Annotated in this window: 13 protein-coding genes; 7 read left to right on the top strand and 6 right to left on the bottom strand. The window is 72.5% G+C overall.

Annotation, left to right across the window (positions count from 1 at the left end):
• The 3 genes from AAC944_RS33385 to AAC944_RS33375 all read left to right on the top strand — a co-directional run bounded on the left by AAC944_RS33385 (position 1) and on the right by AAC944_RS33375 (position 4,023).
• The gene (locus AAC944_RS33385; protein WP_030608800.1) at positions 1 to 1,461 is read left to right on the top strand and encodes a mannitol dehydrogenase family protein; all 1,461 of its coding nucleotides are present in this window, start codon (positions 1 to 3) and stop codon (positions 1,459 to 1,461) included.
• 127 nt (positions 1,462 to 1,588) lie between these two features.
• Positions 1,589 to 2,986 carry an MFS transporter gene (locus AAC944_RS33380; RefSeq protein WP_030608802.1) on the top strand — a complete coding sequence of 466 codons (1,398 nt, stop codon included), beginning with the start codon at positions 1,589 to 1,591 and terminating at the stop codon, positions 2,984 to 2,986.
• The gene (locus AAC944_RS33375) at positions 2,983 to 4,023 is read left to right on the top strand and encodes an L-idonate 5-dehydrogenase (protein ID WP_030608804.1); all 1,041 of its coding nucleotides are present in this window, start codon (positions 2,983 to 2,985) and stop codon (positions 4,021 to 4,023) included. Before AAC944_RS33380 ends, AAC944_RS33375 begins: the two co-directional genes overlap by 4 nt.
• On the opposite strand, the gene AAC944_RS33370 is transcribed toward AAC944_RS33375, so the two are convergent.
• From AAC944_RS33370 to AAC944_RS33360, 3 genes are all read right to left on the bottom strand, one after another.
• Entirely contained in the window at positions 3,989 to 4,933 is a 945-nt protein-coding gene (locus tag AAC944_RS33370) for a hypothetical protein (RefSeq protein WP_196942786.1), read from the bottom strand. The two genes, AAC944_RS33375 and AAC944_RS33370, sit on opposite strands and share 35 nt — an antisense overlap.
• Positions 4,934 to 5,038: 105 nt before the next feature.
• Entirely contained in the window at positions 5,039 to 5,938 is a 900-nt protein-coding gene (locus tag AAC944_RS33365; protein WP_030608808.1) for a DUF5707 domain-containing protein, read from the bottom strand.
• Positions 5,939 to 6,076: 138 nt separating this feature from the next.
• Positions 6,077 to 6,919 carry an SDR family oxidoreductase gene (locus tag AAC944_RS33360; RefSeq protein ID WP_030608810.1) on the bottom strand — a complete coding sequence of 281 codons (843 nt, stop codon included), beginning with the start codon at positions 6,917 to 6,919 and terminating at the stop codon, positions 6,077 to 6,079.
• A gap of 81 nt (positions 6,920 to 7,000) precedes the next feature.
• Between AAC944_RS33360 and AAC944_RS33355 the strand changes: the two genes are divergently transcribed.
• Positions 7,001 to 8,014 (top strand): helix-turn-helix transcriptional regulator, encoded by a 1,014-nt coding sequence (locus AAC944_RS33355; protein ID WP_051871421.1) that lies wholly within the window; start codon positions 7,001 to 7,003, stop codon positions 8,012 to 8,014.
• Between the two features lie 58 nt (positions 8,015 to 8,072).
• On the opposite strand, the gene AAC944_RS33350 is transcribed toward AAC944_RS33355, so the two are convergent.
• Entirely contained in the window at positions 8,073 to 10,172 is a 2,100-nt protein-coding gene (locus AAC944_RS33350) for a pectinesterase family protein (RefSeq protein ID WP_037771333.1), read from the bottom strand.
• Between the two features lie 163 nt (positions 10,173 to 10,335).
• The gene (locus tag AAC944_RS33345; protein ID WP_030608817.1) at positions 10,336 to 10,575 is read right to left on the bottom strand and encodes a DUF6411 family protein; all 240 of its coding nucleotides are present in this window, start codon (positions 10,573 to 10,575) and stop codon (positions 10,336 to 10,338) included.
• A gap of 190 nt (positions 10,576 to 10,765) precedes the next feature.
• Here AAC944_RS33345 and AAC944_RS33340 point away from each other — a divergent pair, with 190 nt between their 5' ends.
• The 3 genes from AAC944_RS33340 (at position 10,766) to AAC944_RS33330 (ending at position 14,627) form a co-directional block, all read left to right on the top strand.
• On the top strand, positions 10,766 to 11,692 hold the full coding sequence (locus AAC944_RS33340; RefSeq protein WP_030608820.1) for a LysR family transcriptional regulator: 927 nt from the start codon (positions 10,766 to 10,768) through the stop codon (positions 11,690 to 11,692).
• 81 nt (positions 11,693 to 11,773) lie between these two features.
• Positions 11,774 to 13,135, top strand: a complete 1,362-nt coding sequence (gene hisD / locus AAC944_RS33335) for a histidinol dehydrogenase (protein ID WP_030608822.1) — start codon at positions 11,774 to 11,776, stop codon at positions 13,133 to 13,135.
• Between the two features lie 73 nt (positions 13,136 to 13,208).
• Complete coding sequence (locus AAC944_RS33330) at positions 13,209 to 14,627, top strand: amino acid permease (protein ID WP_051871422.1); 1,419 nt, start codon at positions 13,209 to 13,211, stop codon at positions 14,625 to 14,627.
• Here the strand turns inward: AAC944_RS33330 and AAC944_RS33325 are convergent.
• Positions 14,620 to 15,618 carry a LacI family DNA-binding transcriptional regulator gene (locus tag AAC944_RS33325; protein WP_030608827.1) on the bottom strand — a complete coding sequence of 333 codons (999 nt, stop codon included), beginning with the start codon at positions 15,616 to 15,618 and terminating at the stop codon, positions 14,620 to 14,622. The two genes, AAC944_RS33330 and AAC944_RS33325, sit on opposite strands and share 8 nt — an antisense overlap.
• Between the last annotated feature and the right edge of the window lie 6 nt (positions 15,619 to 15,624).

Here is a 15,624-nt window from a genome sequence, read left to right as displayed (position 1 = left end):
ATGACCACCCCCTCCCTGAGCCTGGCCGCCCTCGACCGCGTCCCGTCGGACCTGCGGCCGCCCGTCGACCCCCGCGAACTCCGCCCGCGCCTCGTCCACTTCGGCCTCGGCGCCTTCCACCGGGCGCACCAGGCCCGCTACACGGAGAACGCCGCGGCGCGCTCCGGCGAACCGTGGGGCATCGCCGCCGTCGCCCCGCGCTCGGCCCGGACCGCGGCGGCACTGCGGGCCCAGGACTGCCTCTACTCGCTGACCGAGCTGCGCCCGGCGGACACCGTCACCCGGGTGTCCGGGGCGCTCGTCGAGGCCCTGGCCATGCGGCCCGCCGCCGCGCGGCTCGACGCGCTGCTCACCGCGCCCGGCACCACGGTGCTGACCCTGACCATCACCGAGAAGGGCTACCACCGCCGCGCGGACACCGGCGCGCTGGACACCACGGCACCGGAGATCGCCGCCGACCTCGCGGCGCGGGACACGGCGGCGCTCACCACCGTCATCGGCCGGATCGCCGCGGGCCTCGCCGCGCGCATGCGCGCCGGCGGTGCCCCGGTGTCCGTCGTGTCCTGCGACAACATGGCGGCCAACGGTGCCGCGCTCGGCCGCGTCGTACGCGACTTCGTCGCCGCCGCGCCGTGGCCGGACCGGCAGGCCGTACTCGACTGGATGGCCGCCTCGGTCGCGTTCCCCTCGACGATCGTGGACCGCATCGTGCCCGCGGCCACCGAGGCGGACCGGCGGGCCGCACGGGCCGCGCTGGGCGTGCACGACGCCCTGCCGGTGGTCGGCGAACCGTACCGGCAGTGGGTCCTGGAGGACTCCTTCGCCGGCCCGCGGCCCCCGTGGCAGCTGGACGGCGCCCTGTTCGTGCCCGACGTCGTGCCGTACCAGCTCACCAAGTTGCGGCTGCTCAACGGCTCCCACTCGGCGCTGGCCTACCTCGGCGCCGCGGCGGGCAGGACGACCGTCGCGGACGCGCTGGCCACCGGCTGGGGCGAGCGGCTGGTACGGGCCCTGTGTGCCGAGATCGCGCCGACGCTGCCCGCCGGCGGCCCCGATCCGGCGGCGTACGCCGAGGACCTGGTCCAGCGGTTCGGCAATCCCGGCGTACGGCACCAGCTGCGGCAGATCGGCTCGGACGGCTCCCTGAAGATCCCCGAACGGTGGCTCGACGCCCTGCGTACGCTGCGCTCCTCCGGCGCCGCCACCCCCGTGCTCGAACTCGCCCTGGCGGCCTGGGCGAACGCCACCCGTCCCGCCGACGACGGCGGCCAGCTCTTCGGTACGACCGACCCCGCGGCCCCGGCCCTCGGCCGCTGCTGGCACGAAGGCACCGGCCCCGAGGACACCGTCCGCCGGCTGCTCCTCGTGCTCGGCGCCACCGACCTGACCGAGGACGCCGGCCTGGTCACCGCCGTCGCCGACCGGCTCCCCGCCCTGCGCGCCGGCCGCGTCGAGATCTGACCGGCACCGAGCACCGGCCCACCCGCAAACGCCCCCGCACCGAGGCCGGCCCATCCCGGATCACCCCCCGCACCACGCGCCCCGTCCCCGCCCGCTCCCGCACGGCCAGAGAACAACGGAGTTCCTCATGACGGACACGACACACATGGAGCCGACGAGCCCCGCGAGACGAACCACCCGCGACCTCACCAGGGCAGCCGTATCCGGCTGGCTCGGCACCGCCATGGAGTTCATGGACTTCCAGCTCTACTCGCTGGCGGCCGCCATCGTCTTCAACAAGATCTTCTTCCCCGACGTCAGCCCCGCGATCGGCCTCATCGCCGCCATGGCGACCTACGGTGTCGGCTACGTCGCCCGGCTCGCCGGCGCCCTCTACTTCGGGCGGATGGGCGACCGCATGGGACGCAAGAAGGTCCTCTTCCTCACCATCCTGCTGATGGGCGCGTCGACCACACTGATCGGCGTGCTGCCCACGTACCAGATGATCGGCATCCTCGCGCCGATCCTGCTGGTCGTCCTGCGGCTCGTGCAGGGCTTCGGGGCCGGTGCCGAGATCGCCGGGGCCACGGTCATGCTCGCCGAGTACGCGCCCGCCAGGCGCCGCGGCCTGATCTCCTCCCTCGTCTCGCTCGGCACCAACTCCGGCACCCTGGCCGCCTCCGGCCTGTGGGCGGTGCTGCTCGCCGTGCTGAGCGAGGACCAACTGGTCAGCTGGGGCTGGCGGCTGCCCTTCCTGCTGAGCTTCGCCCTCATGCTCTTCGCGGTCTGGCTGCGCCGTAACCTCAAGGAGAGCCCGGTGTTCGAGGAGCGGGCCGACGTCGTGGACGGTGTCGCGATGTCCCGCGCCGAGGTCGCCTCCGCGGTCGAGAACAAGGCCGTCGAGGAGCGCCAGGAGAGCGTCCTGGAAGCCGGCATCCGGCAGCGCAAGGGCAAGGCCTTCTTCCTCTCGCTCGGCCTCCGCTTCGGCCAGGCCGGCAACTCGGGCCTCGTACAGACCTTCCTCGTCGGCTACATCGCCACCACGCTGGGCGCCGACCGGTCCGTGCCGACCGACGCCCTCGTCTGGGGCTCGCTGCTGGGCTTCGCCACCGTGCCGCTGATCGGCCTGCTCGGCGACCGCTTCGGCCGCCGCCCGCTCTACCTCGCGCTCACCGTGGCGACCGTCGTGCTGGCGTTCCCGGTGATGCTGCTCATCGCCTCCGGCAGCACGGCCGGAATCATGGCCGGCATGATCATCGGGCTCAACGTCGGCGTCCTGGGCCTGTTCTCGCTGGAGAGCGTCACGATGGCCGAGCTGTTCGGCGCGCGGACCCGCTTCACCCAGCTCGCGCTGGCCAAGGAGATCGGCGGCATCCTCGCCACCGCCATCGGCCCCGTGGTCGCGGCCACCCTCACCGCGGTCACCGGCAGCTGGTGGCCCGTCGCCGCGATGCTGATCGTCTACTCGCTCATCACCCTTGTCTCCATCGTCCTCGCCCCCGAGACACGCGGGCGTGACCTGGTGCGTCTGGAGGACGCCGTATGAAGTCAGTTGTCGTGCACGGCCCCGGTGACCTGCGGATCGACGAACGTCCCGACCCCGTCCCGGGCCCGGGTGAAGTCCTCCTGGCCATGGAGTGGGGCGGCATCTGCGGCTCCGACATCGGCTACTGGAAGCACGGCGGGACCGGTACCGCCGTCCTCAAGGACCCGCTGGTGCTCGGGCACGAGGTGGCCGGCCGGATCGCAGCGCTCGGCAAGGACGTCATCGGTCTGTCGGAGGGGCAGCCGGTCACCGTCCACCCGGCGACGCCGGTCGGCGACGAGCCGCTGCCCCAGCGGCTCGCCGGCCGGACGAACCTCCACCCCCGCGTCCGCTACTTCGGGTCGGCGGCCCTCCACCCGCACACCGACGGCGGGTTCAGCGAGTACCGGGTGGTGCGCGCGGCACAGGTGCGGCCCCTGCCGGACAACGTGACCACCGAACACGGCGCGCTGGCCGAGCCGTTGGCGGTCGCCCTGCACGCCGTGCACCGCGCCGGGGACCTCGGCGGGAAGACGGTGCTGGTCAACGGGTCCGGGCCGATCGGCTCGCTGGTGGTGGCCGCAGCGAAGCACCGCGGAGCCGCCGCGGTGCTCGCCGCCGACCTGTCCGCCGCGTCCCTCACGGTGGCGCGGGCCATGGGCGCGGACGAGACCTTCGACCTCGGCCGGGGCGTGGCGCTCCCGCAGGACGTGGAGCTGGTCTTCGAGGCCTCCGGCGCCCCGGCCGCGCTCGGCCCGGTCCTCCGCGCGACCGCGCGCGGCGGCACGCTCGTCCAGGTCGGCAACCTCCCCGGCGCCGCGGCCCCCGCCGCCCTCGGCGACCTCGTCACCCGCGAGATCACCTGGGTCGGCTCGTACCGCTTCGCCGAGGAGATCGACGACGCGCTCCAGGCCCTGCACCAGGGCCTGGACGTGTCGCCGGTCATCAGCCACCGCTTCGGCCTGGCGGAGGCGGAGCGGGCCCTGGCCGTCGCCGCCGACCGCACGAGCGGCAGCAGCAAGGTCATGCTGCGCCTGGGCCCTCCGGATCCGGAGTAGGGGCCGGTTCGGGGCCGGCGGCGGAACGCGGGCCGGGGACTCGCGCGGCCGGGCGCGGCATGGCGTGGATGAGGGCGAGCACCGTCGGAACGGGCATGATCAGCACCACCCCGACGGTGCAGGCGGCCACCGCTTCGGGGACCGGGTTCCATGCGCTGACCGGTGTGCTGGTGGTGACTCCTATGGCCGCCGTGCCCAGTACGGCGTAGGAGACGGCGCAGGTGAAGGCGATCGGCAGTTCGCCCCGCGCCGGCGTCGCCGGCTCTCCGGCCCGGCGTGCCTCCCGCCGCTGCCGCCGCCACACCGTCGTGATCATCGCGGCCCCCACCAGCAGTACGTACAGGGGCGAGACCCACGAGGCCCACCAGGGGGTGGGCCGCCCGGCGAACACCACGTTGACGTAGTCGTGGGCCGCGGTCGACAACAGGAGCACCGTCAGCACCGTGATGCCGTACACGGATCTGCGGAGCAGTCTCTCCAGTGCCTGCATGGCCTCCGGATGCCCGTCGGCCGCAGGATCCCCGGTCGCCGCGCCCTCCTGGACCTCGGTGTACGAGGCGAGCAGCCAGGACATCCCGCTGATCACGGCGACGGCGCCGACGACCAGCATGCCGCTGGCTATGAGGGACTCGGTCCACACCCGGCCGCACGCCGCCTCCGCGACATCTCCGGTGAGCAGCGAGAAGGCATAGCTGTCGAGCGCCAGGACGATGAATCCGGCGATGAATAATCGAAGCGTGGCGGTCCGGAGCGGGCTCGTCCTGCGTTCGGTGAGGATCATGACGAATCCCGCGAACACGAAGCCCGCCAGGACGCCCGCGAGCTGCGAGTTGGCGGGCGCCGACGCCACAGCGCTCCAGCCCGTCCCCGCGCAGGCGCCGTCCGGCGCGCTCACCTCCGGCGGAGCCACCGCTCCGACGGTCGTACTTGTCACATCATCGGCAACGAGATGCCGAGCGGACAGGTTACGGCCCGCCCCGCGCGGGGCGGGCCGTAACCTGCTGACCTGCTGGGATCAGCGCACGTCGACGCAGTCACCGGTGGAGGTGACGGCCGGGGTGGTGGAGGTGCCGGCGAAGCTGTACCGCCAGCAGGTGTCGGTGGTCGCGGTCCGGGTGGTCTTCACCTGGCCGCCGGCCGAACCACTGCCGGAGGTGTACGTCTTCAGCGTGGTGTACGTGCTCCCGCTCGCGGGGCGCGACTGCAGCTTCACCGGCTGCTTGGTGTAGCCCGCGTACGTGGACGTGTCCCAGTTGGCGCGGGTCAGCGAACCGGTGATGGTGATGGTCCGGCCCTTGGCGACCGGCTCGGGCGAGGCGTTGGCGGTGAGCTTGGAGTAGCGCTGCATCCGGAAGGACTTGACGTTGTCCTGCTGCACGAAGTCCGCGTCCTCGCCCTGCGCCAGCGCCCACACCTTCCAGGTGCCCGCCGCGTTGTTGTTCAGGTGGTACTGCGGGTCGATCGTGAAGGTCTGCTTGCACTTGGCGGTGGTGGCCGAGGTCGCCGTGCAGGTGGCGCTTTCCTCGTTCGGGGTGACGCCGGTGTCGATGTCGTCGAAGGTGGCGCCGCCGTGCCACAGGATGGCGGTGGCGGAGGCGATCCCCGAGGCGTCGGTCGCGGTGAAGCTGACCGTCACCGTCTTGGTGTTGGTGGTGCCCAGGACCACGTCCTTGCCGCCGTTGACGACGACGTTCGAGATCGCGGTGTCACCGTACTGCTCGTCAGCGGCGGACCGCAGACCGAACGGCGCGGCCTTCTGCTTCGCCGAGGCGGCCTGCTGCACGGCGGCCTCGTGCGCGGTCCGGGCGGCCGTGGCGGCGTCACCCGTGCCGGCGTCGGCCTGGGCGGCCGGTACCACGAGAGCAGTGAGGGCCAGAGCGCCGCTCACGGCGGCGACAGTGGCGCGTCTATGCATGTGTTCCCCAAGTGGAGGAGGGGCCTCGGAGGCGGCTGCGCTCCGAGGCCCGGAGCTTCCAGGAGTCTGTTGACCCGCCGGTGAAGATCACCCGGCAACCCGAAAGGTTGTACGACCGAGGAGAAAAAGCTGAATTTTTTACGAACAGTCGCTGAAGGCCGCGGCGTTCTCGCGCACCCACTGGGCGAAGGTACGCGCCGGTCTGCCCGTCACCTGCTCCACCGTGGGCAGCACCGTGCGGCCGGCCGCCGGCGGATCGGTCCGCATCTCGAGGAAGAACTCGATGTCCTCGTCCGCGTAACCGGCCCGCCGCCACTGCCCGACGATCTCGTCCCTGGAGAGCTCGACGTACCGCACGTCACGGCCGAGCGCCCCGGCGAGCGTACGCACCTTCTCCGGCGGCGTCAGCGCTTCGGGGCCGGTCAGCCAGTACTCCTGGCCCGCGTGGCCGTCCGTGGTCAGCGCGACGGCCGCCACGGCGGCGATGTCCGCCTCGTGCACCATGGCGCTCCTGGCCTCCGGGAACCCCTCACGGACGACACCCTCCGTCGAGACCGACTCCGCCCACTCGAGGGCGTTGGACATGAACTCCACCGGACAGAGGTGCGTCCACTGCAGCCCCCACGCCCGCCCGCCGGCCTCGACGGCCTGCTCCAGCGGGTTCTTCTCCAGGTCCCCCCTGAGCACCGTCATTCTGCGCACGCCCGCCTTCCGGGCCAGGTCCACGATCTCCGCACCGTTGGTGAGCGGGGCGAAGTCCGCAGCGTCGAAACCGATCAGGTGGGCGGCGGTCACCTCCTCGAAGGCCGGCGCCAGGCTCGCGGCGTCCGTCAGGTTGCCGGCCACCACCTCGGTGCCGGCGGGGAGGTTCGCCCTGCCCGGATCCCGGGTGAGCGCGCGCACCCGGTGTCCGGAGGCGAGCAGCTGCTCGACGAGCGGGCGGCCGACGTTGCCCGTGGCGCCGGCGACAAGAATGGTCATGGGGGTCTCCTTCCGTCCCGCGCCGAACGCTAGGAGCAATCGCGGTCACCTCCTGTCCGCCGTTGATGCGAAGCTCTCGTCATGCTGGAAACCTCCGCCCGGCTGCTCCGGCTGCTCGGGCTGTTACAGACACGGCGGGACCGGTCGGGCACGGAGCTCTCCGAGCGGCTCGGCGTCAGCGAGCGCACGGTGCGCCGCGACGTCGAGAAGCTGCGCACGCTGGGGTACCCGATCCATGCGGCCGGCGGCGTCGGCGGCGGTTACCGACTGGGGTCCGGGGCGTCGCTGCCACCGCTGCTCCTCGACGACGAGGAGGCGATCGCGGTGGCGGTCGGGCTGCGCACGGCGGCCTCGGGCGCGGTCACCGGCATCGCCGAGACGTCCGTACGGGCGCTCGCGAAGCTGGACCAGGTACTGCCGTCCCGGCTGCGTCGCCAGGTCAGCACGCTCAGCGCGGCATTGGTGACGATGCCCGTGCCGGGCAGCACGGTCGATCCCGCGGCGCTGAGCGCGATCGCGTCGGCGGTGCGCGACCACGAACGGCTGCGGTTCGACTACGTCTCCCACGGCGGGGAACGGTCGGTGCGCGACGTGGAGCCGTACCGGCTGGTCCACGACGCGCGGCGGTGGTACCTCTTCGCATGGGACACGCAGCGCGCGGACTGGCGGCGGTTCCGGGTCGACCGGCTGGAGCTCCGCGTGCCCACCGGCCCCCGGTTCGACCCGCGGGAGCTGCCCGCCGAGGATCTGGCCGGTTACTTCGCGACGGGCGGGAGCACCGACCGGTTCCGCTACCGGGCGGTGCTCAGAATGCGCGGACCGGCGGTGCGGGTGGCCGATGAGGTGCCGCCCGCCCTCGGAGTGGTGGAACCCCTCGACGAGGAGACGTGTCTGCTGCGCATCGGCTCGGACGACCTGGACCATCTGGCCGTCTGGGTGGCCGCCTTCGGCTTCGACTTCGAGGTCCTGGACCCGCCCGAACTGGTGGACCGCCTCCGGACACTGTCGGCACGCCTCGGCCGGGCTGCCTGGCCGGAGACCGGCGCGCGCGAGGCAGCGGACGAGGGATGCGCTCGGTGCCGGCGAGGAGGATGAACCAGGTGCCCCATGAACCAGGACGGCGGGGCACCCAGAGGTCCGTACTCCCGCCCTCCTACGACGTGGCGGGCGTCCAGTCGCCGAGCCAGTCGGCGATCTCGTGGTCGGCCGCCTGCTGGTCCGTCAGCTGCGGCCGGTCCGTACCGGCCGGGCCCGCGCCCGGCCCTGTGTTGGCGTACTCGGCGAAGCGGTCGTCCTTCCAGGAGAAGCCGCCCATGTCCGTCCACGGCGCCGTCCGGATCGCGGCGCTGAGCCGGGTGTCGCGGACGACGGTCTGCGGGTCGAGGGAGGCGTCACCGCCCGCGTGCCAGGGCCGCCCGAGGTAGTGGCTGCGCTCGCCGACGCCGCCCTCGACGACCGAGCCGGTGATGAGGAAGCCCTTGTTACCGGCGGCCGTGGACGGCGCGGTGACGTACCCGGCCGACGTCCCGTCCCAGCGCTTCTTCAAGCGGAGGACGGACCGGTCGAGGACGGCGGTGGCCCGGCCGAAGACGAAGTCGACGTTGCCGACGACGGTGGACCGGTCGACGTGGACGCGGCCGCGCCTGTCCTTCGCCGCGGTGTCCAGGAGCAGTGTGTCCTGGTCGCCCTCGACGACGATCTGCCGGAGGACCACCTTGTCGGCCGCGGTGCGCAGGGCGACGGCCTGGTGTCCTTCCTGGCCCTGGTGGGCGGCCTCGTCGAAGTCGTTGGTGACGGTGAGGTTCCGGGCCTGGAAGTCGTCCGCCTCCACGGCGAGGGTGGCGCTGCCCGAGGTGCCGTACGTGCCGCCGCCCGGCTTGGCCGTGCCCGCCGACCGGCCCTCGACGATCCGCACGTCCGCCGCGGCCGCCCCGGTGCCCTGGATCGTGACGTGCGGCTTGGTGGACGGGACCTTCACCGCCTCGCGGTACGTGCCCGGCTTGACGGCGATGACGACCCGCGAGGTGTTGCCGGAGGGCACCGCGTCCACGGCGGCCTGCACGGTGCGGTACTGCCCGCTGCCGTCCTTGGCGACGGTCAGGGTGGTGGCAGCGGCGGTCGCCCCGGTGCCCGGCGTGGCGCGCGGCCCGGAGCCGGACCTGACGAGGGCGGGCACGTCGGCGGCGCGGTCGAGCGTGTACGGGTAGTACGTCTTCGGGTCGAAGGCCGTGCCCCCGCTCTCGTTGCGGCCCTCGGTGTCCTTGAAGACGTTGCCGCGCTGTACGAGCGAGGCGGTGCCGTCCTTGATGACGGGGTCGGTGACGCCTTCGAAGTAGCTGTTCTCCAGCACCATGCGGGTCCGGCCGCGGGCGTAGTTCCCGTACGAGGACGTGATGTCGGTGCCCGGCTCGTCCTGGAGGTAGTTGTTGTAGAGGTGCGCGTGCGCGGCGTTGTCCGTCGACGGATTGCGCTGCTCGGTCTCGCGGAACCAGTTGTGGTGGACGGTGAGGTCGGCCGTGACGTTGTCGGTCCAGCCGATGCCGAAGGCCTTGTTGTGGTTCTCCAGCCGGTTCCAGGACACCGTCAGGTAGGTGGTGTCCTTGCGGCTGTCGATCAGTCCGTCCGCCATGTGCCGCAGGTCGTTGTGGTCGATCCACACGTGGTGCGCGCCGTCCATCTGCACGGCGTCCCAGTCGTGGTCCTTGTCGTTCCAGGTCCCGGCGTAGGAGTCGCGGATCGTGAGGTTGCGAATGATCACGTTGTGGACGCCCTGGCCGAGGAAGAAGCCGCCGCCGACGATCTCGCCGGAGGTTCCCGCCCCCACGATCGTCTTGTCGGAGGCGACCTTGATCTCCTTGCCCTTGGGGTCCATGGTGATCGCGCCGTCGACGACGATGACGTACGGCTCGGTGGCGGTGGCGTACTTCTCCAGCTCGGCGAGCGACCGTACGGTGACGGTCCGCCCGTCCCGGCCGCCGTACGTGCCGTCCTGCCCGAGCGCGTCGACGGAGGCGAAACCGTCCGCCGCCTCCGCGGCCCACGCGGGCGCCGCCGCGGCGGACACCCGCCCGGTACCGCCGGCGCCCTCGGCTCCGGACGCCCCGAAGGCACCGCCGTAGGCGAGTCCCGCGGCGACGACGACACCCAGCGGCGCGCCCAGCCGTACGGCCGTCCGGCCGCCCGTTCCGCGCCGTCGGTGCTGCCCTTGCTGCCCGTACCGGGCAGGAGAAGTCCTGTCGTGAGCTGACGTCATCTTCCGCTCTCTCCCGAAGTCGTTCCGTGCGGACCTTCGGGCGGTGGTCGCCGGCGGCGCGGGAAAGGTTGCCGGGCGAGCGGAAGCAGTTCGTCAGCCGGAGCGGGCCTCGTCGGCCGTCACGACGACGCGCGGGGCACGTCCGGCGACACGCGGGGCGCAGCTAGAACGGCATGCGGCCGCGGGCGCGCCGGCCGGCCGAGCCGCTGCGCCCCACCGCCTTGGAACTGCTGCGGAAGGGCATGCTGAGAACGCGGCCCAGGAAGCCCGGGGCCTTGCCGCCGGCGCGTGACCCGGCGTGCAGCGTGCGCTGGGTACCGCGTTCGGGGCGGCGGGACAGCCGGGGCACCAGGAAGGCCAGGGCTGCCAGAAGCACACATACGGCGACAATGCCGATCACCATGAAGTCTCCTTGGTCGAGGCGTATGTCCCGTCTGCCCCGCCTGACCCGGGCTATGCGGTCGCGGGCACCGCGCGGTGCCCGGTTCCGGCCACCGTCCGGACCGCGCCCAGGGCTGTCCTATAGTGCCGCGCATGCCCAGAACGCACAGCTGCCGCACCGCCGCACGCCCAGGCACCGGGCGGGCCACGCCATGACGTTGAACCAGCTGAAGGCGTTCGCCGAGGCCGAGCGGCTCGGTTCGTTCACCGCCGCGGCCGCCGCCATGGAGATCGCGCAGGCCTCCGTGTCGGAGCTCGTGCGCCGCCTCGAAGAGGAACTGGACGCCGTCCTGTTCGTCCGCGGCAGCCGCCGGCTCACCCTCACCGCCGCCGGGCAGGAACTGCTGCCGTACGCACAGGAGACGCTGCGGGCGGCGGACAGCGGCGCGAAGGCCGTGCGCTCCCTCGGGTCGCTGGGCGGCGGCACGGCCACGTTCGGTGTCCTGCGCAACGCCGACTACTACCTGCTCGCCAACCTCGCGCAGACCTTCCACGCCCGGTACCCCGCCGTGCGGGTACGGCTGGTGGGGCAGAACTCCGCCGAGACCGCCCACGCGGTCGCCGCCGGAAAGATCGAGGCCGGCCTGGTGGTGCTGCCGATCGACGACGAGGGCCTGGTCGTCCGGCCGCTCATGCGGGACGAGGTCTGCTACGTCACCGCGGACCCCGAGCGCGCCGCGGCCCCCGTGACCATCGAGGCCTTCGCCGCCGCGCCGCTCGTGCTGTACGACGCGCACTACGGCTGGCAGGACCCGACCCGGCGGCAGATCGCCGAGCGTGCCCAGCTGGCCGGCGTACGCGTGGAACCGCTGATGGAACTGGAGCGCGTCGAGGCCGCGCTGAAGCTCACGGCCGCCGGGGTGGGCGACACGATCGCCAGCCGCGCGGTGATCGACAGTCCCGGTTTCCCGGCGGGGCTGCACACGGTGCCCTTCGCCGAGCCGCTGTACGACACGATCGCCCTGGTCAGGCGGCGAGGGCATGCACTGTCGCGGGCCACCCGGGAACTCGCCCGGCTTGCCGAGGACACGATCCGCGAGCTGCGAGGCGAAGGCCAAGGGGTGCCCGTAGCGCCGTAGCGCAGCCATAGGGCAACCCTGTGGGAAGCCCAGGAATCACTCCTCTGGTCCTGTGTCTGGGGCGCGTCTACCGTCCCTGACATGCAGATCACGCAGCACGAAGCACAAGCCCTCGCCCCGTTCCAGTGGCTCAAGAAGCCGGCCGTCGACGGTCCTCCCGCACAGCGCGACCCCAAGGTCGTCGAGCGCGTCTCGGAGATGCTCTCCACCATCGAGCGCAAGGGCCTCGACGCCGTCCGCGCTTACGCCGAGGAGCTCGACGGCTGGTCCGGCGACCTGGAGATCGGCGCGGAGGAGCTGAAGAAGTCGGGTGACGCCCTGCCGCCCGACGTCCGCACGGCGCTGGAGATGGGCTACGAGCGGACGCACCGCTTCGCCTCCGCCCAGCGCGAGCACCTGACCGACTTCGAGATCGAGCTCGCGCCCGGCGTGCGGGGCGGCCAGCGCTACGTCCCGGTCACCCGGGTCGGCGGCTACCTCCCGGCCGGCCGCTTCCCCCTGCTGGCCAGCGCCTTCATGACCGTCGGTGTCGCCAAGGCGGCCGGGGTGCCCACGGTCGTGGCGTGCACCCCGCCGTCGGGTGAGCACGGCGCCCACCCGGCCGTGCTGTACGGCGCGTACCTGTCCCAGGCCGACCGGGTCTTCGCGGTCGGCGGCGTGCAGGCGCTCGGCGCGATGGCCTTCGGGCTGCTGGGCGAGGCCCCCGTCGACATGCTCGTGGGCGCCGGCAACGCCTTCGTCACCGAGGCCAAGCGGCAGCTCTTCGGCCAGGTCGGCATCGACCTGCTGGCCGGCCCCTCCGAGGTGGCCGTCATCGCCGACGCCACCGCGGACCCGGAGTGGGTCGCCGCCGATCTGCTCGGCCAGGCCGAGCACGGGCCGAACTCGCCGGCCGCGCTGATCACCACCTCCGAGGAGCTGGGCCGCAAGGTCGTCGCCGAGATCGACCGGCAGCTCGAAACGCTCACCACCCGGGAGATCGCCGGCGCCGCCTGGCGCGACTACGGCTCGGTCATCGTCGTACGCGACGCCGAGGAGGCCGTCGCCGTGTCCGACGTGCTCGGCCCCGAGCACCTGGAGATCCAGACCGCGGACGACGACTTCTACCTCCGGAAGCTGACCAACTACGGCTCGCTGTTCCTCGGCCCGTGGAGCACGGTGGCCTACTCCGACAAGGGCATCGCCGGCACCAACCACGTCCTGCCGACCGGCAAGACGGCCCGCTACAACGCCGGGCTCTCGGTCTCCCGCTTCCTCAAGCCGCTGACCTACCAGCGGGCCGCCGAGGAGGGCACGGCGGCGCTGGCCCCCGCCGTCGAGCGGATCTCCGCCTTCGAGGGCCTCGCCGCCCACGGAGCCACCGCCACCCTGCGCATCGACCGGATCGGACGGCGTTCCGACGCCTTCGACGCCGTCCCCAAGGCCCTGCGCGACCAGCTCTAGAGGCCCTGGCCTGGTCCGCCCCGCCTCTTCGCCGGCCAGGGAGGCGGGGCCCGTCCCACCCCGAGGAAGACCCATGCCACACGAGTCACCCGTACCACCGCCGTCCGGCCGCCCCGGCAGAGAAGAGCTCACCCAGGGGCTCAAGGGCCGCCAGATCACGATGATCTCCCTCGGCGGCGTGATCGGAGCCGGGCTGTTCGTCGGTTCGTCCACCGCCGTCGCCACCGCGGGCCCGGCCGTCCTCATCTCGTTCCTGGCCGCCGCTGCGCTGGTGGTCCTGGTCATGCAGATGCTCGGCGAGATGGCCGTCGCCCACCCCGACACCGGCTCCTTCTCCACCTATGCCGACCGGGCCCTGGGGCGCTGGGCCGGTTTCGCCATCGGCTGGCTCTACTGGTGGTTCTACGTCCTCGTCATCCCCATCGAAGCCATCGCCGCGGGCGAGATCCTCGGCGGGATGGCCGGAGTGCCCAGCTGGATACCCGCGTTCGCGGTGATCGCCGTACTGGCCGGCACCAATCTGCTCGCCGTCCGCAACTACGGCGAGTTCGAGTACTGGTTCGCCCTGCTGAAGGTCGTCGCGATCGTGGGCTTCCTCGTCCTCGGCGCCCTCGCGATATTCGGGCTGCTGCCCGGCTCCGGCACCAGCGGCGTATCCCACCTCTGGAGCAACGGCGGCTTCGCTCCCCAGGGCGGGATCGCCGTCCTCGCCGGCCTGCTCACCGCGATGTTCAGCTTCCAGGGCAGCGAGATCGTCACCATCGCCGCCGCCGAGTCGGAGGAGCCGAAGAAGAACATCAAGAAGGCCATCAGGGCCGTCGTCCGGCGCCTCGGCCTCTTCTACGTCGGTTCGGTCCTCATCGTGGTCAGCCTGGTGCCCTGGAACGCCGAAGGCCTGGCCGCCGGCTCCTACCAGGCCGTGCTGGAACGCATGAACATCCCGGGCGCACGCCAGATCATGGACGTGGTCGTCGTCATCGCGGTCTGCAGCTGCCTGAACTCGGCCGTCTACACCGCCTCCCGCATGGCCTTCTCCCTCGCCAAGCGGAAGGACGCCCCGGCCGCGTTCGCCGTCGTCTCCCGCGGCGGTGTGCCCCGCAACGCGGTCGCGGCATCCACCGTCGTCGGCATCGCCGCGGTGCTCGCCAACTATCTCCTGCCGGCGGTCTTCGCCTACCTGATCGCGTCCAGCGGCGCCATCGCGCTGATGATGTACCTGGTCATCGCGGTCACCCAGTACGCCACCCGACGCCGGCGGAGCGAACCGGCCGAGGCGCGGATGTGGCTGTTCCCTTACCTCACGGTGGTGACCATCGTCTTCATCGCGGGAGTACTGCTCCTCATGGCGGTCCTCCCCGGCCACCGCCTCGAACTCTGGCTCTCGTTCGGCCTCGCCGCGGTCCTCGTCACCGTGGGCGTCCGGCTGCAGCGCAAGCAGGGCGGCGGGCAGGAGCACGAGGAACGTGCGCGTACGCTGCCCGCGGTCAAGTAAGGCGCGCGTGCGTGGCCCGCGGGACGAACTCGGTCGGCAGGACGAGGCGTTCCCCGGCGGCATCGGCCTCGCCGGTGATCCGGCGCACCAGCAGACGTGCCGCCTGCCGGGCCAGTTCGCGCAGGTCGTGGCGGACCGTGGTGAGCCGGAAGACCTCCCAGTCCGCCATCGGGAGGTCGTCGAAGCCGATCACGGTCAGGTCGTCCGGCACCCGCAGCCCGGCCGCGATGGCCGCGTTCAGCACGCCGATGGCGACCACGTCGTTGCCGCAGAACACGGCCGTGGGCGGCTCGTCGGTGGCCAGCAGCCCGGGGAGTGCCCGGTATCCGGTGTCGTACTCGAAGGCGCCGCGTACGACCCGGCTGTCCGGCAGTCCTATCCCCGACTCGGCCAGCGCCAGCCGGAAGCCGAGCTCGCGGTCCCGGCCGGTGGTCGTGTCGGGCGAACCGAAGATGCCCGCGATGCGGCGGTGTCCCAGCTCGGCGAGGACCCCGGCCACCAGCCGGCCGCCGCCCTCGTTGTCCACGACGGACGCGTAGTCGCCCGGCTGCCCGGTGTCGCGGTTGAGGAACACGTACGGGACGCCGCGGCGGTCCAGCTGGGCCGGCAGCCGTGACCCGGTGGTCGCGGTCGCCAGGACCACCCCGTCCAGCGACTGGTCGAGGAGGTTCTCGCCCGCCACCGCCTCGTCGGACCGCTCGGTGATCAGCATCATCCGGTAACCGAGGGCCTGGAGTTCGTCGTGCAGCGGGGCGACGACGTGCGGGTAGAAGGGGTTCGTCAGGTCCGTGACGATCACGCCGACGCGGCGCGTCGAGCGGGTGGACAGGGTCCGTCCGGCCTCGCTGGGCACGTAGTTCAACGCCTCGGCGGCCCGCCGGACCTTCTCGCGGGTGGCCGCCGACACCCGGTGGTCGTCACGGAGCGCCCGGGACACCGTGGCCTGCGACACGCCCGCCAGTCTCGCCACGTCGTGGCTCGTGATCGCCATCGGTCG

Origin of the sequence: Streptomyces sclerotialus (genome assembly GCF_040907265.1) — a bacterium.
GTDB lineage: Bacteria > Actinomycetota > Actinomycetes > Streptomycetales > Streptomycetaceae > Streptomyces > Streptomyces sclerotialus.
This window is presented reverse-complemented; position numbering and strand designations above follow the sequence as displayed.